At 37.7% G+C, this 25,375-nt stretch carries 20 protein-coding genes; 3 read left to right on the forward strand and 17 right to left on the reverse strand.

Annotation, left to right across the window (positions count from 1 at the left end):
* Positions 1 to 89 precede the first annotated feature (89 nt).
* Positions 90 to 872: a GTP-sensing pleiotropic transcriptional regulator CodY gene (gene codY, locus Q9317_RS08735; RefSeq protein WP_017794594.1), complete on the reverse strand. Its 783-nt coding sequence runs from the start codon at positions 870 to 872 to the stop codon at positions 90 to 92.
* A 164-nt stretch (positions 873 to 1,036) separates the two neighbouring features.
* Positions 1,037 to 2,251, reverse strand: a complete 1,215-nt coding sequence (locus Q9317_RS08740) for a pyridoxal phosphate-dependent aminotransferase (protein WP_003102007.1) — start codon at positions 2,249 to 2,251, stop codon at positions 1,037 to 1,039.
* A 197-nt stretch (positions 2,252 to 2,448) separates the two neighbouring features.
* Between Q9317_RS08740 and Q9317_RS08745 the strand changes: the two genes are divergently transcribed.
* The gene (locus Q9317_RS08745) at positions 2,449 to 2,901 is read left to right on the forward strand and encodes a universal stress protein (protein WP_003102008.1); all 453 of its coding nucleotides are present in this window, start codon (positions 2,449 to 2,451) and stop codon (positions 2,899 to 2,901) included.
* 76 nt (positions 2,902 to 2,977) lie between these two features.
* Here Q9317_RS08745 and Q9317_RS08750 read toward each other — a convergent pair whose 3' ends face one another.
* Entirely contained in the window at positions 2,978 to 4,366 is a 1,389-nt protein-coding gene (locus Q9317_RS08750; RefSeq protein WP_003102009.1) for a Cof-type HAD-IIB family hydrolase, read from the reverse strand.
* A gap of 459 nt (positions 4,367 to 4,825) precedes the next feature.
* Between Q9317_RS08750 and Q9317_RS08755 the strand changes: the two genes are divergently transcribed.
* Together Q9317_RS08755 and Q9317_RS08760 are read left to right on the forward strand one after the other, a co-directional pair.
* Positions 4,826 to 5,581, forward strand: coding sequence for a DNA/RNA non-specific endonuclease (locus Q9317_RS08755; RefSeq protein ID WP_031239082.1), 756 nt, complete (start codon positions 4,826 to 4,828; stop codon positions 5,579 to 5,581).
* Positions 5,582 to 5,826: 245 nt separating this feature from the next.
* Positions 5,827 to 6,789 (forward strand): asparaginase, encoded by a 963-nt coding sequence (locus tag Q9317_RS08760; protein WP_031239080.1) that lies wholly within the window; start codon positions 5,827 to 5,829, stop codon positions 6,787 to 6,789.
* 39 nt (positions 6,790 to 6,828) lie between these two features.
* Here Q9317_RS08760 and Q9317_RS08765 read toward each other — a convergent pair whose 3' ends face one another.
* From Q9317_RS08765 to acpS, 14 genes are all read right to left on the reverse strand, one after another.
* A complete protein-coding gene (locus Q9317_RS08765) occupies positions 6,829 to 7,746 on the reverse strand; it encodes an aldo/keto reductase (RefSeq protein ID WP_003102014.1) in 918 nt (305 codons plus the stop codon).
* A 79-nt stretch (positions 7,747 to 7,825) separates the two neighbouring features.
* Positions 7,826 to 9,841 carry an ATP-dependent DNA helicase RecG gene (gene recG, locus Q9317_RS08770; RefSeq protein WP_003102016.1) on the reverse strand — a complete coding sequence of 672 codons (2,016 nt, stop codon included), beginning with the start codon at positions 9,839 to 9,841 and terminating at the stop codon, positions 7,826 to 7,828.
* Positions 9,842 to 9,944: 103 nt separating this feature from the next.
* Positions 9,945 to 11,348: an ATP-binding cassette domain-containing protein gene (locus tag Q9317_RS08775; RefSeq protein ID WP_305981618.1), complete on the reverse strand. Its 1,404-nt coding sequence runs from the start codon at positions 11,346 to 11,348 to the stop codon at positions 9,945 to 9,947.
* Positions 11,339 to 12,025 (reverse strand): energy-coupling factor transporter transmembrane component T, encoded by a 687-nt coding sequence (locus Q9317_RS08780; protein ID WP_003102020.1) that lies wholly within the window; start codon positions 12,023 to 12,025, stop codon positions 11,339 to 11,341. Before Q9317_RS08780 ends, Q9317_RS08775 begins: the two co-directional genes overlap by 10 nt.
* Positions 12,022 to 12,615 (reverse strand): MptD family putative ECF transporter S component, encoded by a 594-nt coding sequence (locus Q9317_RS08785; protein WP_003102023.1) that lies wholly within the window; start codon positions 12,613 to 12,615, stop codon positions 12,022 to 12,024. Before Q9317_RS08785 ends, Q9317_RS08780 begins: the two co-directional genes overlap by 4 nt.
* On the reverse strand, positions 12,596 to 14,281 hold the full coding sequence (locus Q9317_RS08790) for an amino acid ABC transporter ATP-binding/permease protein (RefSeq protein ID WP_003102026.1): 1,686 nt from the start codon (positions 14,279 to 14,281) through the stop codon (positions 12,596 to 12,598). Before Q9317_RS08790 ends, Q9317_RS08785 begins: the two co-directional genes overlap by 20 nt.
* Positions 14,262 to 16,037 (reverse strand): ABC transporter ATP-binding protein/permease, encoded by a 1,776-nt coding sequence (locus tag Q9317_RS08795; RefSeq protein ID WP_003102027.1) that lies wholly within the window; start codon positions 16,035 to 16,037, stop codon positions 14,262 to 14,264. The genes Q9317_RS08790 and Q9317_RS08795 overlap by 20 nt, the downstream gene beginning before the upstream one ends.
* A gap of 62 nt (positions 16,038 to 16,099) precedes the next feature.
* Complete coding sequence (locus tag Q9317_RS08800; RefSeq protein ID WP_003102029.1) at positions 16,100 to 16,891, reverse strand: ABC transporter ATP-binding protein; 792 nt, start codon at positions 16,889 to 16,891, stop codon at positions 16,100 to 16,102.
* Positions 16,888 to 17,913 (reverse strand): FecCD family ABC transporter permease, encoded by a 1,026-nt coding sequence (locus Q9317_RS08805; RefSeq protein WP_003102031.1) that lies wholly within the window; start codon positions 17,911 to 17,913, stop codon positions 16,888 to 16,890. The genes Q9317_RS08800 and Q9317_RS08805 overlap by 4 nt, the downstream gene beginning before the upstream one ends.
* The gene (isdE, locus tag Q9317_RS08810; protein ID WP_017794590.1) at positions 17,914 to 18,798 is read right to left on the reverse strand and encodes a heme ABC transporter substrate-binding protein IsdE; all 885 of its coding nucleotides are present in this window, start codon (positions 18,796 to 18,798) and stop codon (positions 17,914 to 17,916) included.
* Positions 18,782 to 19,675, reverse strand: a complete 894-nt coding sequence (locus Q9317_RS08815) for a heme-binding Shp domain-containing protein (RefSeq protein WP_003102033.1) — start codon at positions 19,673 to 19,675, stop codon at positions 18,782 to 18,784. The genes isdE and Q9317_RS08815 overlap by 17 nt, the downstream gene beginning before the upstream one ends.
* 148 nt (positions 19,676 to 19,823) lie before the next feature.
* A complete protein-coding gene (locus Q9317_RS08820) occupies positions 19,824 to 23,582 on the reverse strand; it encodes a leucine-rich repeat domain-containing protein (RefSeq protein WP_003102035.1) in 3,759 nt (1,252 codons plus the stop codon).
* Between the two features lie 302 nt (positions 23,583 to 23,884).
* Positions 23,885 to 24,991, reverse strand: coding sequence for an alanine racemase (alr, locus tag Q9317_RS08825; protein ID WP_016356142.1), 1,107 nt, complete (start codon positions 24,989 to 24,991; stop codon positions 23,885 to 23,887).
* Positions 24,991 to 25,344 (reverse strand): holo-ACP synthase, encoded by a 354-nt coding sequence (acpS, locus tag Q9317_RS08830; protein ID WP_003102037.1) that lies wholly within the window; start codon positions 25,342 to 25,344, stop codon positions 24,991 to 24,993. Before acpS ends, alr begins: the two co-directional genes overlap by 1 nt.
* Positions 25,345 to 25,375: the final 31 nt, after the last annotated feature.

Here is a 25,375-nt window from a genome sequence, read left to right on the forward strand (position 1 = left end):
TCAGTTTTTTGACAGGTGTCAAGACACTTGTTTTTCTAATCAAAAAAAACCACCCTTAACAATAAGGATGGTTATCATCATAGATGAGATTAGAACTCTTTTAACTTTTCAAAGATACCTTCATTGATAACTTTCAAGTAAGTCCCTTTCATACCAAGAGAGCGACTTTCAATAATGCCTGCACTTTCAAGTTTACGAAGGGCATTAACAATAACAGAACGTGTGATACCAATACGATCAGCAATAACTGATGCTGTCAAACGCCCTTCATTGCCATCTAACTCTCCTAAAATAGCTGCGACAGCTTTCATTTCTGAATACGATAATGTGTTAATAGCCATATTAACAGCTGTTTGTTTACGAATTGTCTCTTCTAGATTTTCGGTTTGAAGATTCAAGAGTTGAATACCAACTACTGTACTTGAAATTTCAACCAAAATTAAATCATCATCGCTGAATTTCTTATCATTTCTCCAAATAATCAATGATCCCAAACGCATACCACCACCATAAATAGGTGCAATAGTTGTTAAGCCATCAGGGTAGATATCTTTTGATTCTACAGGGAAGATTGTCAATTCATTTTCCACCGGTAAATTAGCTTCTGTATCATAAACACGGCTAGCTGATTTAACATATGACTCTGGAAATTGTTTTGCTTCAAAAAACTCCTCAACGCGGTCTGTGTTGGTTTTATATTTCATGGCATACCCTAAGAGCGTCCCACCACCATTAATAATACAAGCATTACAATCAATGATATCTGCTAAACGAGATGCCATTGCATTATAGGGTAATTCCGTCTCCAAACTGTCTACAGAACGTTGAAGAATTGAAGTAATTTTCCTTGTTTTTTCTAGTAAATTCGGCATTTGTCACCTTTTCCTTTGATATATTTGCGTTACAATTATATCAAAGGAGTTTGCTTTTAGCAAGGAATTATCTGAAAATTGTTTACTATTTCTACAATTCTTCTCATTCATCTTTTAAACATTCCTAACAAAAAGAAATCTGATGACAATCAGACTTCTTTTGATTAACGTTTATACTTGTGTAGGACACGGGTAATTTTTTCTTGAACATTAGCCAGTTCTTCTACTCTTGGTAGATAAACAATTCTAAAATGATCAGGATCTTTCCAGTTAAAACCTCGGCCATGCACCAACATCACCTTCTCTTGTTTCAGCAAATCCAAAACAAATTGCTCATCATCATCAATACGATACATGTGACGGTCAATTTTAGGGAAGATATAAAGTCCTGCCTGTGGCTTAACAGCAGACAATCCAGGAATGTCATTAATCGCTTTATAAATAAAGTTCCTTTGTTCAAAAATACGGCCACCTGGAAGCAATAAATCATCTACAGATTGTCGCCCACCAAGCGAGGTTTGCACAACTTGCTGCGCCAAAACATTAGAACACAAGCGCATGTTAGCAAGCATATTAAGTCCTTCAATATAACCTTTAACATGTTGTTTCGGACCAGATAAAACCATCCATCCAACACGAAAACCGGCAATGCGATGTGATTTTGACAAACCATTCATAGAAACACAAAAAACATCTGGCGCTAAACTGGCAATTGCAATATGCTCACCACCATCCATGACAACACGGTCATAAATTTCATCAGCAAAAAGAATTAGACCATGTTCTCTAGCAAGTTCAACAATAGCTTCAAGGATTTCTTTAGGATAAAGAGCTCCAGTAGGATTATTAGGATTAATAACAACGATAGCTTTTGTTTTCGCAGTTATTTTTGACTTCATATCATCAATATCTGGATACCAATCAGCTTCTTCATCACAGATATAATGAACAGCCTTTCCTCCAGCTAAACTAACACAAGCTGTCCACAAAGGATAATCCGGCATCGGCACCAAAACCTCATCACCATCATCAAGCAAGGCTTGTAAAGACATGGAAATCAGTTCTGAAACGCCATTACCTAGATAAATATCATCAATATCAACATCTGGAAACTTCTTTAACTGACAGTACTGCATAATGGCTTTTCGTGCCGAAAAAATCCCCTTACTATCAGAATACCCCTCACTTTGGCGAGCATTTACAATTAAATCATGGATAACTTCATCTGGTGCTTCAAAACCAAAGGCGGCAGGATTTCCTGTATTCAAACGAAGGATTCTTTCCCCATTTGCCATCATACGTTCTGCTTCTTCCAAAACTGGTCCACGAATATCGTAGGCAACATCTTCTAACTTTGACGATTTATTAAACGTTTTCATATTCTTTACCTCGTAGACTATATTATAAACAAAATCAATCAAATTAGAAAGAATTTTCTATCTCTTTAAAAATGAAACACCGCGAAAAAATGATTTCAGAAAAAAATAAAACGTTTTCAAATCCTCCAAAAAAGGGTATAATATAAGTAAGAAATAGATTTAGAGCTTATCTCTAAATTTTCAAGGAGGACTAGGCTATGATTGAAAAATACGAACACATAATGGTTGCTGTTGACGGCTCTTACGAATCAGAACTAGCATTTAATAAAGGTGTTAATGTTGCTAAACGAAATGATGCAGAACTCATTTTAGTACACGTTGTTGACACGCGCGCCCTTCAAAGTGTTGCAACCTTTGACACTTATATCTATGATAAACTCGAACAAGAAGCCAAAGATGTGCTCTCAGAATTAGAAAGACAAGCCCGTCACTTGGGTATCACAAATGTAAGGCAAGTTATTGAGTTTGGCAGCCCTAAAAAACTCCTAGCTCACGATATTCCTGAACGTGAAAAAGTCGATTTAATCATGGTCGGTGCAACTGGCCTTAACACTTTTGAACGCCTCCTTATTGGCTCTTCATCAGAATACATCATGCGCCACGCTAAAGTGGATTTATTGGTCGTTCGTGACAATGACAAAACATTGTAAACTTTAAAAAAGCTTGGATCATTTGATATCGTCCCCTTAAAGTGAATAGAGGGGTAATCAAACATCCAAAGCTTTTTTATTTTTCTAAGCGTTGCAATGATTTTTGCAATTGCTTATCCAATTCCTTTTTAATTGCTTTTTCTGGAGCATAATGTTCCTGCCAATTATCTGGTTTTAAAATCTTATGGCTAACAGGGTCAAAATGAGCTACGCCATCAGGGAATAATTTGCCCATATTAGCCTCGTGCACGGTTTCAAATATGGGTTGAGGATCTACACCCATAAGCACAAAAGAACCATAGGTAAAGTACAACAAATCTGTCAAGGCATCTACCTGCCCTACCAATGGTGATTCTTTGTGTTCTTGAGACTGTACTTTATGTGCTGCTCTGTCAATAGCAGCATGCATATCCATCAAGGATTGTGTAAACTTAGTCTTATCCCCTTGACTAGCTGCATAAAGAAATTCAACCAACTCTTCCACTTTAAAATCAGCACGATGACCTGCCTGCGAAAGCGTGTAGCCTCTAGGAGTCTCAATGGTATCACCATCCATCACACGATGGAAATCTTTAACCTTATTAAAGTTTTCATCACGACTCTTGAAGCTCTTATCAACATCCAAATGAATTAAACCGTAATGGGCCAAAGCCTTTGAAATACCACCATTATTGTTTGAAGCAGTGACAAAATGCGCACCTTCTTTGACAAGATCATCGGCATTCCCCATAGCAACACCGACACCGACACCAGACAACATTTCAAGATCATTATCAGAATCGCCAAAAGCCATCACTTCAGACAATTCAAAATCAAAAATCTCTCCCAAACGTTCAATACCTTTGATTTTAGACTGCCCCATAGAAATTAAATCAATAGAATAAGGGCTACTTCTTGTTATTTTAACATGAGGAAATTTTTCCTTAATTTCTGTAGCTTCCTCAGCTGAGGCTACAATAACAATTTGGTAAATCGGCTCTCGCATAATGGTTACTAAATTGTTAAAACTTTGCGGTTTAATACGACGAATTAAATGTTTAAAACTCCCCTCAACTGTTGTAACCATACTTTTAGGAACAATACTTGAAACCACTTGACCAAACTGGCTCGTGCCCATGTCAATAATCCGGGAACCATCAAGGCCATAGGCTGTTCCTAAAGACACTTCTTTTTTGCGGTCACTTGCGTATCTTATAACCTTATAAATGAGTGATTTAGGCAACTGATTCTGATATAAAATCTTGTCTCTGGTTAAGATATATTGGCCATTATAGGTTACTGCAAAATCCAAGCCAAAATTTTCTAAAAAAGGCTGCACAAAAGCAGGGCCTCGACCTGTGGCTAGACCAACCATAATTCCTTGTTTTTTCAAACTTTGAATGGCTTTTTGCGTTGTCTTTTGGACATTTTTTCGATCATTTAGCAAGGTACCATCGATATCAAAAAAGACTGCTTTTATTGTCAAAATCTTTTTTCTCTTTTCTCTACTAGGATAAAATAGATTATATCATATTCTTCATATAACTTATAGTATCTTGAAAGGACAAGTAACACCATTTCATTAACACAAGGTTTAATTCTATTCATTTTACTGTAATTTATGATAATATCAATTATTTTAATTCTAATCCAAAACCTTAGAACACTCTGAAAATAGAGTGTTTTTTCTTTTGAAATCACTTTTTAAACAAGTGCAAAAAGCATAATTATTTAATAAATGAATAACCCTAAAACGCCTTTTTTAAGGCGTTTGGAAGACTTTAATTTATCAACTATTTTATCTAAAAATCATGTAAAAATAATTTTATTAAAACTGTGTTTTTTAATCTTAATAGTGTTATACTTATCTCGTAAAGTGCAATAAGTGATCCACTCTAAAAGCTAAAATTGGAAAGGTTTAGGTGCTATTATGAGAATGCCTAAAATGAATTCGTCCAAACAGAAGACAAGTTTGCTTGCTGTTATTGTTTTGCTACTATCATTTTCTCTGACAACAACCGTTGATGCAGCCCGAATACGAACGTATCCTAATGTAACACACGAAGAAACGAACTTTCCAATAGCAAGTTCTCCTAAAATACTAGCTTTTACCGGCGACTATCAGTTACAACTTGGTAATTTAGATCATCTAAACCGCGCTACTTCCTCACACATTCAACTTCAAGATAAACACGAAACAACTGACAATAGAACAAGCATCACTTATAACCCGGTTGGATGGCATAACTACAGATTCCCTTACGGAGATGGCACAAAATCCTCTTGGGTAATGAATCGTGGCCATTTAGTTGGTTACCAATTCTGTGGTTTAAATGATGAAGCAAGAAATCTCGTCACTATGACTGCGTATTTAAACACTGGTGCCTACGCAGGGGCAAATGACAGCAACCCTGAGGGAATGCTCTATTATGAAAACCGTTTAGATTCTTGGCTTGCTCTTCACCCAAACTTTTGGCTAGATTATAAAGTAACACCAATCTACAATGGTAATGAATTACTTCCTCGTCAAGTTGCATTGCAATATGTTGGAATTGATGCAGCAGGTCAACTTCTTACTATCAAATTAAACAGCGCCAAGGAATCCGTTGATGAACACGGCGTTACAACCGTTATCTTAGATAATGTCGCAGAAAATATCACTCTCGACTACGCAACAGGTACTGCTACTCCTAAAAATTAAATAAAGGTACTTAACCTCAAGACAAATAAGTAAACAAAAAGACTAGCTTTCTCTTTTCCCATCAAAAAGCTAGTCTTTTTCTTATTAACACCTTCCATTATCCTATTTATCACTGCTTAGTAAAAATACATTTTCAATTCTTTCTATGGAAAGGTCATTAAAAACGTAGTAAAATAGACCCTAGAAGCAACTAAGCCTATTTTTATAGGCCTAACTAATCTATTTTGAAAGAAGAATGACAACTAATGAAGCAAATCCTTGTCCTACATACCGGAGGAACAATATCCATGCAGGCTGATGCAGCCGGTCAGGTAGCACCTAACGCCATCAATCCAATGACAGAACTTGGGATTAACCTTGATAACATCCAACTTCATGTTATCGATTTTTTCAACCTACCAAGTCCTCATATCACACCTCATCACATGCTTAAACTCTACCACAAAATCAAAGAGGACGGCGCAGCTTATGACGGTATTGTTATCACTCACGGAACCGATACTCTGGAAGAAACCGCCTATTTTTTAGACACCATGGCCATTCCCGATGTTCCTCTTGTTATCACAGGAGCTATGCGTAGTGCCAATGAAATTGGTAGCGATGGTATCTATAACTACTTAACAGCTCTTCGTGTTGCAAGCCATGACAAATCAAAAGGCAAAGGTGTCCTTGTTGTTATGAACGATGAAATTCACGCTGGTAAATACGTTACTAAAACACATACAACAAATATTTCAACCTTTCAAACACCCACCCATGGTCCTCTTGGCATTGTCACTAAAGATGATCTTCTGTTCTTTAAAACTGCAGAACCACGTGTTCGCTTTGACCTCAAAGAATTAAGTGGTACAATCCCAATTGTCAAAGCCTACGCTGGTATGGGAGACGGTAGTATCCTCAGTATCCTTAGTCCAGATAACATCCAAGGTCTAGTTATTGAAGCACTCGGAGCAGGTAACATCCCACCATTAGCAGTTCCAGAAGTAGAGACATTAATTGCTCAAGGAATTCCTGTTGTACTTGTTTCGCGTTGTTTCAACGGTATCGCAGAAGCTGTTTACGCCTATCAAGGTGGCGGTGCCAAACTCCAAAAATCTGGAGTTATGTTCGTCAAAGAACTCAATGCCCCAAAAGCCAGATTAAAACTCTTGATTGCTCTAAACGCAGGGCTAAAAGGCCAAGCCTTGAAAGATTATATCGAAGGCTAAACAATAACTACCTAACTCCAAGAGCTAGGTAGTTTCTTTTTAAGGTAAATTATTCCCAGCTGCGCGGTATATCTCATACCACTCTGGACGCGTCAGCTTAATCTTAGTGGCTGCCGCAATTTTTTTAATCCTATCAGGATTCATAGAGCCAATAATAGCTTGCATTTGTGCAGGATGTCTGAGAATCCAGGCAATAATAATTGCCTCATCAGAAACAGCATAGTTTTGAGCTAAAGTGGAAATGACGTGATTCAACTCGACATAATCAGGATTTCCTGTAAAGAGACCTTTGTCCAAATCAATTTGAAAAGGAGACCATGCTTGAATCGTCACCTTCTTGAGACGACAATAATCTATAATCCCATTATCCCTGTCAATTCCTGCTTGATTGCGCATGTTAACATTTAACCCTGCATCAATCATTGGTGTGTGTGCTGGAGATAATTGCATTTGATTAACCGCCAAGGGTTGCTCCAGATAAGCCTGCAAAAGCTCCATTTGAAAACGATTGTGATTACTGACGCCAAAATGTTTAACTTTACCAGACTTTCGCAAAGAGGTAAAAGCTTCTGCAACTTCTTCTGGTTCAACCAAGGCATCCGGGCGATGAAGCACTAGAAAATCAAGATAATCTGTTTGCAAACGGTCTAAAATCCCATCAACAGAGGCCAAAATATGCTCTTTAGAAAAATCAAAATAGCCCTTTTGAATGCCACATTTTGATTGCAAAATGAAATCATCTCGCTTTAATCCAAGGTTTTGAAAAGCCTGACTAAAGCGTACTTCTGATTGACCACCGCCATATATATCAGCATGATCAATAAAATTAATGCCTTCTTCTAAGGCAGTCCCAATTACTTTTTGTGCCTCTATCACATCAAGACTGGCCATTCGCATACAGCCTAAGACAAGTCTGGAGGCTTCAAGCCCGGTTTGTCCGATTATTTGATTGGTCATCCTAAAACTCCTTTGAACCTTTATTACTGACAGTATACCATTTCAGTGAGCATTTCACTGTTTTTAACATCATTTGCACCTAATCAAAGTTTCCTTTGTCTTCTAAATTCTCTGCAATTACTCGCCACTCAGGGTGGCTTTGCCAATCCCTTTGGCCAGCAATCTGATTAGCCACTCGCCTAGCCTCTTCTAAAATATGAAAATCTTCAACAATATCAGCTGTTTTAAACTCCGGAATACCTGATTGTCTCGTCCCAAAAATTTCACCTGCCCCACGCATCTTCAAGTCGGCTTCAGCTAAGACAAAACCATCTGTCGTTTCAGTCATAATCGCCATACGTTCTTTACCAGACTCTGTTTTGGGATTAGCAACCAAAATAGCATAGGACTGTTTATGCCCACGACCAACACGACCACGCAATTGATGCAACTGACTCAATCCAAATCTGTCTGCGTCCATAATCATCATAATAGTTGCATTTGGCACATTAACACCCACTTCAATAACAGTTGTTGAAACAAGAATAGCTATTTTTTGTGCTTTAAAGTCTTGCATAATGCTATCTTTCATGTCATTTTTCATTTTACCGTGCATCAGTGCAATGCTAACAGTATCCCCAAAGTAGTCTTTGAGTTCTTCTTCTAAAGCGACAGCATTCTTCAAATCAAGTGCCTCAGATTCCTCAATCAAGGGTGAAATAACATAGACTTGGGCGCCTTTGGCAATTTCCTTAGAAACCCAGGCCAGTACACTCTCTAATTGTTGATGTTTAACCCAACGTGTCACAATAGGTTTTCGACCTGCTGGCAACTCATCAATAATAGAAACATCCATCTCTCCGTAAGCCGTGATAGCCAAAGTCCTTGGAATAGGGGTTGCCGTCATCATAAGCACATCAGGATTTTCCCCTTTTTCTCTAAAAATACGTCTTTGTTTGACCCCAAATCGGTGCTGCTCATCTGTGATGACCAAGCCCAACTTGTGGTATTGCACAGCATCTTGAATCAAAGCATGGGTCCCTACAATCATGTCAACAGACCCATCAGCAATTGCCGCCAGAGCTGTCCGCTTCTGTGCAGCTTTCATTCCAGATTTCAAAATAGCAATGGACAAATCCGGGAAGAGTTCTAAAAGGCTCTGGTAATGTTGCTCTGCCAAAATTTCTGTAGGAACCATCAAAGCTGATTGATAACCTGCTGTATAAGCCGCAAACATAGCTAAGCTGGCAAGGACTGTTTTACCAGAACCAACATCCCCTTGTAAGAGCCGATTCATATGCTGACCAGACTGCATATCTGATAAAATATCTGCCAAACTCTTTTCTTGAGCTCTAGTCAGCGAAAAAGGCAATTGCGCTACTTTAGCTTCAACTTCATCTTCCTTGTAGGCGATGGCTAAGCCAGAACTTTCTGATTTACTGGCAAATCTAAGCACCTGCAAGTGCATTTGAAAGTAAAAAAGTTCTTCAAACTTAATGCGTCTCAGAGCCGCCTTATATTCCTGTAAATCACTTGGAAAATGCATGGCTTTAATAGCAGCTTGACGCCCCATCAGTTTATAGCGGGTAATTAATGTTTCTGGTAAATTTTCTTGAACCTGACTTAATAAACCACTATCAAAGGCTGATTTAATAGCTTTAATCAAGGCAGTTTGACTTACTCCTTGCACCAAATGATAAACCGGCTGCAATTCATCTTCAAGCGTCATCACAAATTTCATTCCCGTTAGGCTAGCTTTCTTTTGGTCCCACTTGCCAAAAATAGCCACCTCCTTATCAAGTTCCACCTTATCTGCAAGATAGGGCTGATTAAAGAAATTAACAGCAATCACAAGCTCCCCTTGTTTCACTTTAAAACTTAAACGATTGCGCTTAAAACCATAATACTGGACATTGGCAGGTGTCACAACAAGACCCGTCACAAGGGCTTTTTCACCATCTTGAAGCTCAAAAACAGATTTACTCTTAAAATCCTCATAACGAAAAGGATAGTACAACAATAAATCTTCAACACTATAAATCTCCAATTTATGAAACTTTTCAGCTGATTTAGGTCCTAAACCCTTCAATTCTGAAATGGGCGACTGTAACTTCATAGGCCTCCTTCCACCATATCTCGACATAAAAACTCTTGTCACTATTATACAAGAGTTTTCAAATATTTTCAGTTAATTTGTTGGTGAATCAACAATTTCTCCTTTAACAAAACTTATAATCTTCTAACTGGTAGAGGTGATCACAAGTGTTTGCCAATAATTCTTCGTCATGTGAAATAAGGATAACAACTTTTCCTTGTGCTCGCAGTTTCTTTAATAAAGCGGCCAGAGCTTTCATCTGTACAAAATCCAAACCACTACTTGGTTCATCAAAAATAAAAATGTCTTTTTCTGACAAGAGACTAGCCGCTATCATTACCCGCTGTTGTTCTCCACCCGAAAGACTAGCAGGGTGACGTGTCATCAAGTCCTTCAATGCTAAAGCATCAAGCACTTGATCTGCATCTACAGCCTTTCTTTGCCCTAAAGTAATCTCCTTAGAAACAGACTCCGCAAATAACTGTAAGCTAACATCCTGCATCACCAGACTTGTCTTTTCTAGGCGTTCTTTTGCTGATAACAGCTTGCCTTCAAACCTGATTTCAGATGCTTTGTCTTCTAAGAGACCTGTTAGATAAGTTGCAAGTTGTGATTTTCCAATCCCATTGCTTCCCAAAATACCAGTGATACTCCCTTTGTCAAAATGCATTTCAGGCAGGTAAAGTAATTTTTTATCCGAAGCCTTAATGGTTAAATGCTTTAGATAAAGACCTGTTTTCACATGCTCTTTGGGAGCAACCATAGCCTCTAATTCCTCAAATAAAGGGCTAATGTCAAGACTCCGAAGACCATAAGCTTCTCTTTCTTCTTGTGGTAAGGACCTGATTTCTTCAGGACTGTAAACCCTGTCAAGATTCCCTTGATTAAAATAAAAGAATTGATCTGCCAAATCCACCAGATAATGAAGACGATGCTCTGCAATAATAATGGTTTTTCCCGCGTCCTTTAGTTGCTTCAAGTATGACTTGACCATAGCAATGCCTTTATTGTCAAGATGAGCTGTCGGTTCATCAAAAACCATGATTGGTGTCCCTTGCATTAAGGCAGTAGCAATTGCCACTCTTTGTTTTTGACCGCCCGATAACAAATACATGTCTGAATCTAAGAGAGTTTCAAACTGAAAATCAGTAGCTAGATGATGAAGCCTGTCTAATATCACCGAGGCTTGAATCCCTTGATTTTCACAAGGAAAAACCAATTCATGCTTGACTTCACGGTAGAAAAATTGACTTTTAGGGTTTTGAAAAACTGAGGAAACCTGATTCGAGAAAACTTCAACGCTTTCTCTACCCACATGATAATCAGCGACCCTTAAACTGCCTGTCAATGTCCCAGCATAATAGTCAGGAATCAAACCATTAAGCATTTTTAGAAAGGTTGACTTACCTGACCCTGATTTGCCACATAAGACGATAAATTGCCCTTTTGCAATATGACAGTCCGATAATTGGCAAGACAGTTGCTGATTTTGGGCATAGGTAAATTGCAAGTTCTTAGCTACAATGATTGCATCATCATGTAAAGAATGGTTATTAAACTCCAAAACTGTATCCCCCAATCTTTCCAAGTTAGCTGTGACACAAAACATTCACTCGTTGCATTTTTGAGTGCTAATCCCTTCGTTAAGCTGGCAATGGTTAAATGCTGACTATTCCTCACCAAGGACAACAACAATGGCACCAATATATACTCTAAATATCGACTAGGATAGCGGAAAATTTGCCACTTAGTCAAATAAATGCCACGAATTTTTAAAGCCCTATGGATAACTTTACTTTCTTGTTTAATTGTCGGTAAAAAACGAACCATAACTGCAAAGGTCAATAAAACAAGCTCAGGCACCCTACACTTACGTAGCCCATGAACCAACTCATAAACCGTAGTTGTTTTAAGCAGAATAAAAGCTGCCAATAAGGAAGGAAAAAGCAACTTTCCTGCTAGTGCAAAAAAAGCTAAAAAACGAATCAGCTGATAAGAAACCACATCCACATCAATGACACTAAAAACAAGCAAAATAAGATAAACCGTTCCTAAACTAATTGATAGTCTTTTTTGCCCTAATAAAGCCAAAATCCCTAAAAAGCTTCCAATGATAAGGTGGGCTAAATACCCCTCAATTCGAAAGAAGAGGCATGCATTTGCTAACAACAACAAACACAATTTGGTACGAACATCTAAGGTCATGCAAGTATTCCCGACTTAGAAAAATGTTTTCTTAATAGGTATTGACCAAATAAACCACCAATCAATGCACCTACAATAACAGTAGCGATAAACCAACTGGCATGTTCAAACGTAAAGTCATACATAACACGATTAACATAATCCATGTCTTTTCCTCTTGCCAATAGGCTTTTTACGTAAGCATCTTTCAAAAACCACATCATTAAAATGGGTCCACTATTAACAAAGGCAAAAATAAGATAAGACAAAAGATTCAATAAGCGTGATTTGTAATGGCCAATAGCCGCAACTAAATCAGCTACAAAAGCAAAAATAAGAGCTGGAAACAGAGCTGCTATAAAATGACCTGTTAAAAAGAAGAAAATCCCCATCATCACCCCCAACAAACTAATCGGTCCAAAAGTTTGTAATTTGGCAATCAGAAGAAAATAAACTGTGCCAGCTAGTAAAGCCGCAAAGGCTGGTGCATAAAGCATATTACCTGATTTATCAAATAAAATACCAATCGCCGTTCCTAAACCAACACAAATAAAATACAGAGCTGCAAAAGCACCTGTTGTCATTAAATCTTTAATCTTTAAGTGTTTCATATGGGGTTACCTCTTTTAATATACCATTTTCTAACTCAAACACTTGATCAGCACAAGCTAAGGTTGATGCTCGATGTGAGATGAGAAAAACAAAACCGTTACAATGTTTCCGGATTAAATCAAGGAGTATAGCTTCATTCAAAGAATCCAAATGCGATGTTGGCTCGTCAAAAATATAAGCATCTGCTTCTTTTAACAAAGCACGCATTAATTCCAAACGTTGCTTTTCGCCTGCTGAGAAAAAATCAACCTGTCCAATAAGTGTGTCTAATCCCTTTTCACAAGCTAAGATGCGCTCTTTCATCCCACAAGATTCTGCCAATTCCAATAAGGTTTCATCTGAAATATCTGTCCGTCCAAAGGTCAAATTTTCCCGCAACGTTTGTTGAAAAAGTTGTGGATTTTGAGGAACATAAGCAAAACGTGATTGCAAGTGAGCCGCATTCAAGTCCAGGCTATTTTGCCCGCTTAAAAAAATATCTCCGGAACTCCAATTATACCATTTCATGAGCAATTTCGCCAAAGTTGACTTCCCTGCACCCGACTGCCCTTTTATACCAATAATGCCTTTATCATTTAAATGTAAAGATAGATTTTGATAAACAAGCTCCTGACTATTGGGATAAGAAAAGGCCAAATGGTCAACGCTAATAGAGTCAAGGGAACTCAGTGATTTTTCCCCCTTATCTTGCATAACTTCTTCATCTAACAATGAAAAAATATTACTTGCAGCATTCATTGAGCGTTTGAAGGCAAGCGGCAAACGGCCTAATTCTAAAAATGGAGAGAAAGAAGCTGTAAAAGCCACAAAGGCCATTAGTGCCTGAGTGTAGCTTAGGGCCTCATGTTTAAGTTCGAAAAGTGCCACAAGAGCAAAAGCTAAAATAGCAAGCCCCAAGGTCAAGAAAGTTGCCGCAGTATGCAACCATTGAACTTGTCCAACGCGACGATCTAAGGCATTGACAGTTTTACTCTTCTTAGCTAACCCCTTTAATTCCTGAGGCATTTGATGGCACTGCAAGAGATCTCTGACTGTTCTGAGATTTTCTAGAAAATGCGACATATAACTTAGCCGGCTCTGATTCTGCTGACTAAGTAACGGTTCAAGTCCTTTAGCAAAAAGCATAGGTATAACTAAAGCCAATAAGGCATAGGTAAAAGCCGCAAGCAATGATAAAAACCAGCTCATTGTTCCAAAATAGCTAAGAATGCAAATAGCTGATAAGAGAGCTGTGATAACAGGAGCAATGGTATGAGCAAAGAATATCTCCAGTGCCTCAATATCTTCTCCAATCATTTTTAACAAACGTCCACTGTCTTGTCTATCCAAATGCCCAGGTGATAAAGCCCGTAATTTGCTAAAAATGATGCGGCGAAATGCTGCTAAACTGTGAAAAGCAACAAAATGCCCAAAATAATGTTCCCCGTACCGGAAGATCCCTCTTAAAAATGCCAAAACAACAAAACCATACAGGTAATTAAAAGGAATCTCCTTGCCTTTATAAGCCTCTAAAGCAAGGTAAGCTAAGGAACTTGGAACTGCTATGGTTACCAAAAAACCAAGCAAGGCGCAGATAACAGCTAAACTTATCCAAGGCAAAAGTTTCGCCATCATCCTAAGCAATCGCCAAACGAGCGCTGGTGTCTTATCTTTTTTCTTTAACATTTAAACTCGCCTCCAATCTGTCTTGTGTATCTGCTAATTGTCCAAAAGCTCCATTATTAACATATAACTCTTCATAAGTTCCAACAAGCGCAGCTTGATTTGGGCTTAAAAAGAGAATGGTGTCCACCTTTTTTAAACATTTCATTTTATGTGTAATAACAAGAACAATTGAGGTCTTTGCTAAGGATTCAATCATCCGGTAAATGATAGCCTCATTCTCAGCATCTAAACTTGCTGTAACTTCATCAAAAATATAAAGCGAGCGTTGGCACAATATGGCTCTGGCGCAAATAACTTGTTGCTGTTGCCCAGGTGATAAACGATTCCCATTTTCCCCAACAATCGTGTCAATCCCTTCTGATAAATCATGAATAAAAGTTAATAATTGGTGCTTCTCAAGCCATGCTAGCATTTCTTGTTTTGACAAGGCCTTTGCCATGACTAAATTATCGTAGATAGAACGGTTCAAAAGACTGGATTGATCGGATATGTAAAGGACTTCATGACGAATGGCTTCTTTTGATAATTCCTCAATAGCCACATCTCCTAATTGAATACTCCCTGCATCAGCTTGATAAGTCTTAAGTAAAAGATTCGCTAAACTTGTTTTTCCAAGTCCAGATACGCCCGCAAAAGCTGTTATTTTTCCTTTTTCCAAAGATAAGGAAATATTTTCCAACATGGCTTTATCATGATGAGAATAAGTCACATCTTGAATAATCACCTGATCAAAAGGCATTAAAGCCACTTCTTTGTCACTAGTATGCCCGTCAACACTATCTAAAAAACTAAAAATCCGATCTGCCATTTTAGTATTCATCATGACTAGATGCATACCATAACCCTTTTCTCTAATCGGTGTAAAAAACTCTGTCGCAATCAAGATGAAAAAAAGCACATTAAAATAACTCAAGTGACCAGCTAGCAAGGACTGGATGGCAAAAAATCCAGACAAGCCAATCCCCAAATACATGACCGCATCCATATATCCAACAGCTTGTAATTGAAAGCCCAATAAAGTCATTGTGGCTTTACGAAATTCTTCTGCTTTAGCCACAAAATTACTTTCATAGTTGTGATCAACCTGATAAGCATATAAAGTATTCAATCCCTTCAAATCATCCATGAAAAGATTACCAACATCCATATAACTATCCCAATAATAGGTCATAATTTTCTCAGAACGTTTTTGCATGGCTATAATAGATAATGGAATTAAGGGCAACACCAAAAGAAAAATCAAGGCTCCCGTTGGATAAATCAGTAAAACCAAGAAAAGCACGGTACTGCAGTTAAATAAGGTTCGCATAGCTAAGGGGAGATAGTAAGAATAATAAGTATCAAGACTATCAATCCCCTGAGAAGCCAAAGTAAGAATATCAGCTTCACTAGTTTGCTGGTCCAATTGACCATCCATGGCCACAAAAGCTTCAAAAAAAGATTCTTTCAAGGAATCACGAGCATGTTGTGACGCAAGTCCCTGTAATGGTTTGGCCAATAAGGCAAAGCCATAACCCAAAAGCGTTAAGACAACCAAAGTCGTAAAAGTCGACCAAAGTTCAAGCTGGCCTGTCAGCAAAACTGTTGAAAACTGTTTGGCAATAATATAAAAACTGCATAATCGCATTAAAAATTGTAACCAAGCTAGAAATGCCGCTAAATAAAGATATTTTTTCTTAGTAGCCATTCTTTCTTTCAAGCGTTTTAAGAGTTGTTTTTTCTTTTTTCGGGATATTTTTTTCTTTATTTCTGCCATCTCTGAATAATCTTGTCCCTTCTTTCTACACTAATAAACATAAATACTATCACTTTCTAATCTCATTTTGCTCTTAAAGAGTGTACCACATAAGGTTTCCCATCAACAGTTATCATTGGCAAAGAAAGACCAAAAACCGCTTCTATAAAAGCCTCATCAACCACTTGGTCAACAGTGCCTTGTGCATACAGTTTGCCATCTTTTAGACCAACAATCTTATCTGAAACCGCCAAAGCATGGTTAATATCATGTAAGACCATGATGATGGTTATTCCTAGCTCCTGATTAATTTTTTGAATTAATCTTAGGACATCAATCTGATATTTAATATCAAGATAAGTCGTCGGCTCGTCTAAAAGCAAAACAGGTGTTTTTTGAGCCAAAGCCATGGCAATAAAAACCCTTTGCCTCTCACCCCCAGAAAGCTCTTGTAATTCACGATAGGCCAAATCTTCTAAATCTGTGAGCTTTAAAGCCCAAGCTATCGTTTCATGGTCCAAAGACTTGTCTCTTTGAAAAAAACCTTGATGGGGTAAACGTCCTAATGCTACCATATCATAAACAATCATATCATCAATGAACTGATGCTTTTGATAAACCACTGCAACTTGCTTAGCAAACTTTTTAAAATGGATTTGCTTTAAGGCTGTTTCTTGTAAAAAAATCTGCCCTTTTTGAGGTGACAACTGCCTACTTAATAAGGCTAGCAAAGTAGACTTGCCACACCCATTTGCTCCCAATATTGTTGTGATTTGTCCCTGTTGAAACTCTACATTAATGTTCTCTAAAACACAAAGGTCATCATAAGAGAAACTAACATTTTCAAGTGACAAACACATTTTTCCCTTGGTCATATCAGCTTTGCCTTTCGTAATAAATAGATAAAATAAGGGCCACCTAAAATGTTCATCACTACTGAAGGATTAATTTCCAGTGGGTAAAAAAGACTTCTTCCCAAGGTATCTGCTAACAGGAACAAAAAAGCACCAAAAATCGCTGAAAAAGGGATTAAAAAACAGTGTTTGTTCCCAACTAAAAGTCGCCCAATATGTGGCACAATCAAACCTAAAAAGGAAACCAAGCCGACAATTGACGTTGCTACAGACGCTAATAAAACAGCTACCAAAGAAACCATCAGACGAAGAAACTGCCCGTCAATACCTAAATTTTTGATAATCTTATCATCAATCAAAAGAAGATCGCAACACCTGGATAAAAGGAAGGCTAAAGCCAGACCTACAAGGGTATAGGGCATGAGCAAACCAACGTCTGACCATGTTTTTTGGCTAATATTTCCTGAGATTAAGGCGTTAATATAGGGTGTGTTAGCCCCGCCAGCTAAACCAGCAAGAGCATTAGCTAAGCCGATAAAAAGGGCATTAATGGCAATGCCTGTCAAAATAAGACGAACAGGATGCAACCCCTGTTTCCAAGACAGCAAGTAAATCAGCAAAAATGACAAGCATCCTCCAAAAAATGAGAGGATTTGCCCATACAAAAGGAGTTGCGGCAAGACTGTTCCAGACAAAAGCACCATCACATTAGCACCGCTACAAACCCCAATAATAGCAGGATCAGCAAGAGCATTTTTCAAAACAGATTGAAATAACAAACCCGAAACAGAAATTGCTGCACCAGCTAAAAGTGTGATAACAATTCTTGGAAATCTCAAATCATAAATCAACGCAACCTTAGGATTATAGGAGACAAAAAGCCCCTTAAAAAGGGTTTGATAGGACAGAGAAAGCCCACCAACTGAAATAGCATGCAAGCAAAGAGCAAAAAGACAAAGCCCCAGAACTAAAAATGCCAGTAACCGTTTCTTTTTTTTGAGTCTAAGCTTTTGCTGATCAAAACAAAGGTGTGAAATCCTCATCTAAACTCCTTTCTCATCTGCAAATAAGAGCTTGTCAAGTTGTTCCAAAGCTTCCTTATAATTCAATTTTGCACTCATACCAAAAAGTTGGTTATCCAAATCATAAACGTTGTTAGTTTGAACTGCTTCAAAATGTTTCCAAATGTCATTATCATGAAATTCTTTTGCAAACATGTCTTTAACCTGATCAGGAAGGGCATGTGCTGTTCTTAAAATGATGTCTGGCTTATGTTGAAGCATGTCCTCAGGATTAAGTGTCATAAATTCCTTATCCTCAGAATGGTAACAATTATCACCTCCAGCTAAATGAACTAGATTCCCAACATAAGACTGATCTGTGGCAACCAAGTAACTTCCGGGTAGCCCCATCAAAACAAGAACTTTGGGTTTTTGAGTGTGCTTATTTTTAGCCTGAAAATGTTTGAAAAACTGATGGTAATCTTTTTGTAAAGCCCTAGCTTCATTTTCTTTGTGGAATAAACGTCCTAAATCATCAATCGATTGGTACATCCCTTCAACACTTCTCAAATCCAAAAAGCCATACTCCGATTTTAACTTTTGATACTTCGGCTCTAAATCATTTTGTAAAGAATTAGGACTCAAAATCCAAGTGGGTTTCAAAGAGGCAATCACTTCAATATCAGGATTCATCGGAAGACCTACTCTTTTAACGTCATCGTAACGTTCAGGCAATTGATAAAGCTTACTGTCACTAACCCCAACTAAATCCAAATTTAAGTGAGAGCAAATTTCTGCCACTGCAACTGAAGTTGCTACAATTCGGTCTTTCTTCTTGCTTTGCTCTTCTTTTGGGTGTTGATTAACACATGCTGCCAAACTACAAAGTGACAAGAAGAGAAGACATAATTTATATATTTGTTTCATTGCATTTTCTTTTCTTTTTGATGATTAAACCTAAAGCAATAGCTACTACTAAGAGGGTGGGAAGATAGTAAACAAAAACAGGCACAGAGGATTTTTTCCTTACACTTCTCTCTTTTTTATGGTCTAAAGAAGTCTGCAACCCTTTTTTAGAAGACGTTTTTAGGATTGACTGGCCTTTGCTTTCATTTGCATCAGCAGTTTTATTAGCTGTCTTCGTCTTTGGTTTTTCAGACTTGCTAGTAGTCCCCGAATTCTCTGTCACCTTATCGGACTTATCCTTCTGGCTTTCATTTTTGGCTAGTGGACTTGTTTCAAGTGCCTTTTCATCTTGCTTAGAATTCTCAAAAGTTCCTTGATTAGCTCCTGAATCTATTTCCTGAAAACCACTTGGTTTAAGATAGAAAAAGACCTGTCTCCCCATTGGTTCCACAAACATACTAGCTTTAACAATAGACTGGCTACTAGAAAGAGGGATGAGAATAGTCTTGGTTGAACCATTTGTGTCTGACCCTGTTCCAGTAACTTGATAGTCTACCGCTTGAAAAGGCCCTACTCCTCCTTCTTGAACCCAAAACTGATAATTCCCAGAAAAGTCCGCCAAGCTCATTGTGACTGTTAGAAAAAGCTGTCCAGAGGAAGCTTCCTCAATAAGACCACTGTTATAGACGGTCCCTTCAACCATCCCTTGACCAATGTCAAAGGATTTTTCACCACCACTATCTTCAATTTGCCCCGAAATAGGATGTCTGTAATACCTTTCAATCGTGCAACTATAGCTTTTGGTTTGATTGGCATAGACACCAGTTGAAACCATGCTTAACAAGCTTATCAAGATAAGCATAGTCCACGTGATTTTTTGATATTTCTTTCTTATCACTTGATCAAACTCCTTTATTTTTAATATTTTGACTTCTTATAAAAAGGAAAAACATGCCTATTTCCTGCACTTACCAGCCTTAAGCATTTCAGTGTTTGGAAATAGGCATGTCTTCGTCATGATTGTTAGTTATCAGTTGTCAAATGGTTTAAAATAATTTTTTCCTAGCTAGGAAAGCTCCTAAAAGAGCTACCACAAAGGTTGAAACCCCAATAACCTTGTGATAAGAAGGACGACTTTTTTTGACTGTTGACAATTTGTGTGAACTCTGACTTGGTGCTTTTTCCTCTTCTGAAGTTGACTTGATTTTAGATTTGGAAGACTGGTGGTCTGAAAGCAATTCCTTCAACTTATCAGTATTCCCTTTCTTTTCTTCTTTATCTTTTGAAGCAGGAGCCTGTCCATTTGCTTTTTTAGCAAGAAATGCTCCTATTCCATTACCAAAGCCACCAAAAGGAGAAAATTGCCTCTCAAACGCCTGATTTGAAGCTTGATTGTGGAATTCTTTAGCAGTATCACTTGTCTGTTCAGAAAGGTCAGATTCTTCACTTGTTAAACTTCGCAAATCCAATTTCATAAAGACTGTTTGGTGCCCTGCTCCTTTTGAGATTGAATCCATAACAGGCACAAAGACTTGTAATGGCACCAATCCATCTATTTTAGCTTGGTCTAATAGCTTGATTTTTAAGAGTTGGGGATAATCCTTACCATAAGTGTCTGCTAAAGGATTTCCTGTGGCATCTTTGAAATAAGATATAACTTCTGCTAGTTCCTTATGACCTGTAGGCTTACCTGAACGGTCCCTTTGATAGCCATCTGTGAAATAATACAATTGACCTAAATAGCCCATCATATGGCCAACTTTCATGCCTTTGAAAGCGACCTCTAAGAAATAATTCCCATTTTCAACAATTAACTTGACCTGAGGATTAATAGCTTTATTTGCCATTGATTCAGAAACTAAATCGTTTTTAAGCATTTCAGCTTTTAGATAGTAAACACCATCCTTAAGTGATTTGATGTCCAAGTTCTGATTTTTAGTAGACTGATAACTTCTCACCTTGTCTTCGTTAATGGTAATGTCATTTGAGACCAGAGTAAAATGCTCGCGTTTCTTAGCCATTTTTTTAACCATCAACACCTTACGCAGACGATAAGTTCCTTTATCTGAAACATCAAAAGTCCCTGTCATCTGGTCATCTGGATCTTCACTAAGTGCTTTTTCATCAATGGTTACATAGTGCCCATTTGAGTTTTTCTTTTGTAACTGAATCAGGATATTCCAATCCGTATCAAGCTGATTCAGCAACTCTTTGATATCTGTAGAATCCGTTTTTAATACCTTTTGGTATTGATCAAGGCTTGTAATTTCATCAACCGTGCTAGAAATAGTCTTTTGCTCCCAATAGTAAAGATCAAGCAAACTCACCGTTTGTTTGTAATCAATTTTATGACCACTTTGAGCAATTGACAAGCTAGCAAGATTCTTTTGAGGTTGCCATTTGTTTGAACCTAGAAGTTTTTTGACATTTTCTGGTATCTGATGCAAACAGTTCATTCGAATATCTAAGTTCAGTTTGTTAAACCCGTCAAAATCCTCAGCCTTAAGCTCCGTCAAGAGGTTATTAAATAAGTCTAAGTTAGCCAAATTTTTATTGGCCTTAAATCCTGAAGTTTTCAAGCGTGTCAATTCATTTGACGATAGGTTTAAAGTTGTCAATTGTGAAAATTGCTCAAAATCAAGGTCATCCAGTGAGGTCAAATGATTATGGTCAGCAACAATTTGGGTTAACCTTTTTAAGCGATTAAAGGATTTCGGTAATTGGTTCAACTTATTTTCTGACAAGTCAATAAAGGTCAAGTTTTCCAAATCAGCCAAGGCTTGCTCTGAAATCATCTCCAATTGATTTTCAGGAAGTGCTAATGATTTCAATTGTCTCAAACCTACAAATGCTTTGTCATCAATGCTACTGAGTCGGTTTTTAGAAAGATCTAATTCTTCCAAATGACTAAGATTTTTAAACATTTCCGGCTCTATCGTGGCTATATAATTACTTGCCAGTTGAATTTTCTTTAATTGCTTGTTATGAGCAAAAACAGACTTATCTAACTGCGTTAACTGATTGTTCTGCAATTCCAATACTTTTAATTCTGTCATTTGGCTAAAAGTATCTTTTGAAATCTCACTAATTTGGTTACCAACTAGATACAATTCTGTGATATGTGTGGCGTGTTTAAGAAGGGAAATGTCGGTTAAGTCATAATGATCTAAACGAAGTTCACCAGTCATTTTAGCTAATTCATCTGGTGACATTTTCCCATCATGGTTTAAATCTTTCCCCAAACGAATCAAGGCTCTTTCAAGACGTTCAGAGCCAACGCCTTTTTCCTTGTCATCAATCTCAACCTGATAGCCTTCAAAACCTTTGCTGACCATTTGATCAAAGGTCATATCAAGTTTGGTGTATTTATCATAATGGTGTTTATCACTTTCTTGACCACCCATAGCAGAAACCAAAACAGCCCCTTTATGCAATTTATCTAACTGGTCAATGGAGAACGTAAACTCACTTCTAACATAGGCACCATTAATATCTCTTTTACCAACTTGTTTTCGGACTGCTGTTGGAAATTCTCCATTTGTTTCAACAGAAAAGTCAATGAGAAAGGCACCTAAGGCTGTATTTAACAGGCTTATTTCTTTAGAACCATCTTTTTTAACCACTAATTTAGCCTTCTTATCAAAAGCTCCTTGCAGCATTGATGATTCGTCTGTATGTTCTTTGTTAGCTTTAAAGGTAAGGGTATAGGTGCCTTCTTTTAAGGTATCTATTGAGACTTTCTCAGACTTGTCAGGCGTCAACAAATCTCTCAATAGTGCTTCTGTCTTTCTTAACAAGTCTACACTATCAATATTTTGATAAGAATCCTTAATAACCTGTAGTTTATCAGCTAACCCTTTATCCCCAGACTTTTCAACAACAGCTTGCACTTTTGCAATCAGTGCTTCCAAAGTTGTAAAATCCAACTCCTTAGATTTTATTCCCTTAACTAAGTGGGAATTTTTTTGACGAGATGATAGAATGCTATAATCATCACCTGATTTACGAATCACGATTTCAAGTGGTTCAAAACCTTGTGACGAAATAAGAAGCGTATTGTCCCCTTCTTCAAAAGCCTTAGTTCCAATGTGAAGACCTTTCAAATCTGACAACCAAGCGTCCATACCTTTAAGCTTACTGCCATATTCTGCTTCCTTGTAATCCACTTGATTAAGCTTAAGACCACTAATCTTATGAACAAATTCCTTTACACTTTCATCACTAGAGTAACGGTCAAATTCTTGAAAAAGTAAAGCACCATCTTCTTTTTCAAGTTTACTTACTTTAATGAGGACAGCATTTTCAGACAAGGACCAATCACTAACTTGGTTATCATCCTGATTTAACTGACTAGACTTAGCTGGAAGGTCTTGCGAAGAGCTCTTTTCAGAAGTAACTTGTTGAGCTGATATAAACGTGACTTCTTTACCAGATTTTTTAAAGGTGACTAAAATATCACCAGCTACTGGATTAGAAATCAAAAGCTTATGCTCTCCATTAGAAATATCATTAGATTTAATCTTAATCCCTTTGTAATTAATGTCAAAGGTATAAGCACCATCCATCTTGTGGTCATATACTTTATTGTCAATCACAAGCTTATCAATAGTCTTATAATATTCTTTACCTATCTGCTTATCCGCATAAGGACCGATATCTTCTAAAAGGAGGATATCACCATCCACTTTCAGTGAGCTCACCAAGTCAGAAACTTTAAGAGAAACATCAGACTTGACAGAAAGAGGTGCTTGAGTGAGTGCCAATACTGACAAAGTCAGCAAGGCATATTTGTTGATTTTTTTCATATTGCCAATCAACTTTCTAACTTATTTTTAAATTTATAACTTTTTTTGTTAACTGCACTTAATTTATCACTTTAAAGACACCTTGTCAAGGTATATATAGGAAGTTATTCACATGATTTTTGGTAAGATATTTGCACTCAACCGGTTTACACCTCTGTATATTAGCTCTAATTAAGACAAAAAAACAAGACTATTTTCTATTTCATAGACATATAATCTTGTTTACTGTTTATAATAATTCTTGTGCAAATAGCAACTACTTTGGCCGCAAACCTCTCAAAAAGCATGCTCAGTCATCCTGCTTAATCCCGATAAAGCCTTGGAACACGATCACTCAATAAACAGGTTACCTCATAATTAATGGTCCCACGTTTTTCAGCAACCTCAGTAGCTGTAATCTCATGCTTCCCATTTCTGCCAATTAGGGTTACCTTCGTACCAATTGGATAAGTTTTAGGCAGTCTAACGGTCAATTGATCCATCGACACACGGCCAATAACTGGACAAAATTGCCCATCAATCAACACCTTAAAGTTTTGCATATCCCTTGTCCATCCATCAGCATAGCCAATGGGAATAGTACCAACAAATTGTGTCTCCAAAGCTTCATAAGTAGCTCCATAACCAACCGTAGCCCCTGCCTCAATGCACTTAACATGAACCAAAGCCGACTCCAAAGAAAGAGCCGCGGTCAAAGGATAAGGCAGAGCCAAATCACGTCCACTCGGGTTGAGACCATAGATCACAATTCCTAAACGAACAGCGTTGAAAATGCTGTCGCTATGCCAAAGACTAGTTGCGGAATTGCTAGCATGAACCAAAGCTGGTTTGTCATTCAAAGCATCAACCAAATCTGTAAAGAAAGCCAACTGTTGATTGAATTTATCAGTCTTTGCTTCATCAGCAGTGGCAAAATGAGTAAAGATACCATCCACTGACGCACCAAGCTCCTTCAAACCAGCAATTAATTGATTAGCTTCTGTCAGGGTACGCACACCAATGCGCCCCATACCAGAATCAACCTTAACATGAACATGTAGCCCCCTAACATCAACCGCCTGATCTCTAAGACAATCTAGCCACTCTAAACTAGCTGCTGTCACGACAAGGTTATAGCTAATTGCTAAAGCAAGCTGATCAGCTAAAATAATACCTAAAATCAAGATTTCTTTAGCAATGCCAGCCTCACGCAACTCAATTGCCTCATCAAGATTGGAAACACAGTAAGCATCCACTCGCTGCTCAATAGCTTTAGCAACAGCTACAGCCCCGTGACCATAAGCATTTGCCTTAACAACTGCATAGGTTTTTGTCCCCTGAGGAATATGTGTTTGAACAGCCTTTAAATTACCTCTAATTGCCTCTAAATGAACTGTCGCTAGAGTTGGTCTATGCAAACTTGAAATCATTACATTTCCTCCAAAATCACACTTGCTTGAACAAAATTACCGCTATGTGAAATACTAACAAAGGCCTTGCCTAAAAAGGGAGATTGGCTAATATAAGGTCTACCAACCTCATCATTTAAAACTTCAACATCATGAAAACTTAATTTCCCGATTCCTGTCCCCATGGCTTTAGAAAAAGCTTCCTTAGCAGACCAACGTCCTGCCAAATACGTGATCTGTCGTTTTCCTCTTAAATTGTCAAAAACACTTCTTTCACTTGGGGTTAACACTTTTTCAGCAAAGCGATGATGACGGTCATAAGCCTGCTCAACTGCAGAAATTTCTTGAATATCTATACCATGTCCAAATATCATACGACTACCGCTATATTTCCTCTTATTCACT

Origin of the sequence: Streptococcus iniae, from assembly GCF_030732225.1 — a bacterium.
Taxonomy (GTDB): Bacteria; Bacillota; Bacilli; order Lactobacillales; family Streptococcaceae; genus Streptococcus; species Streptococcus iniae.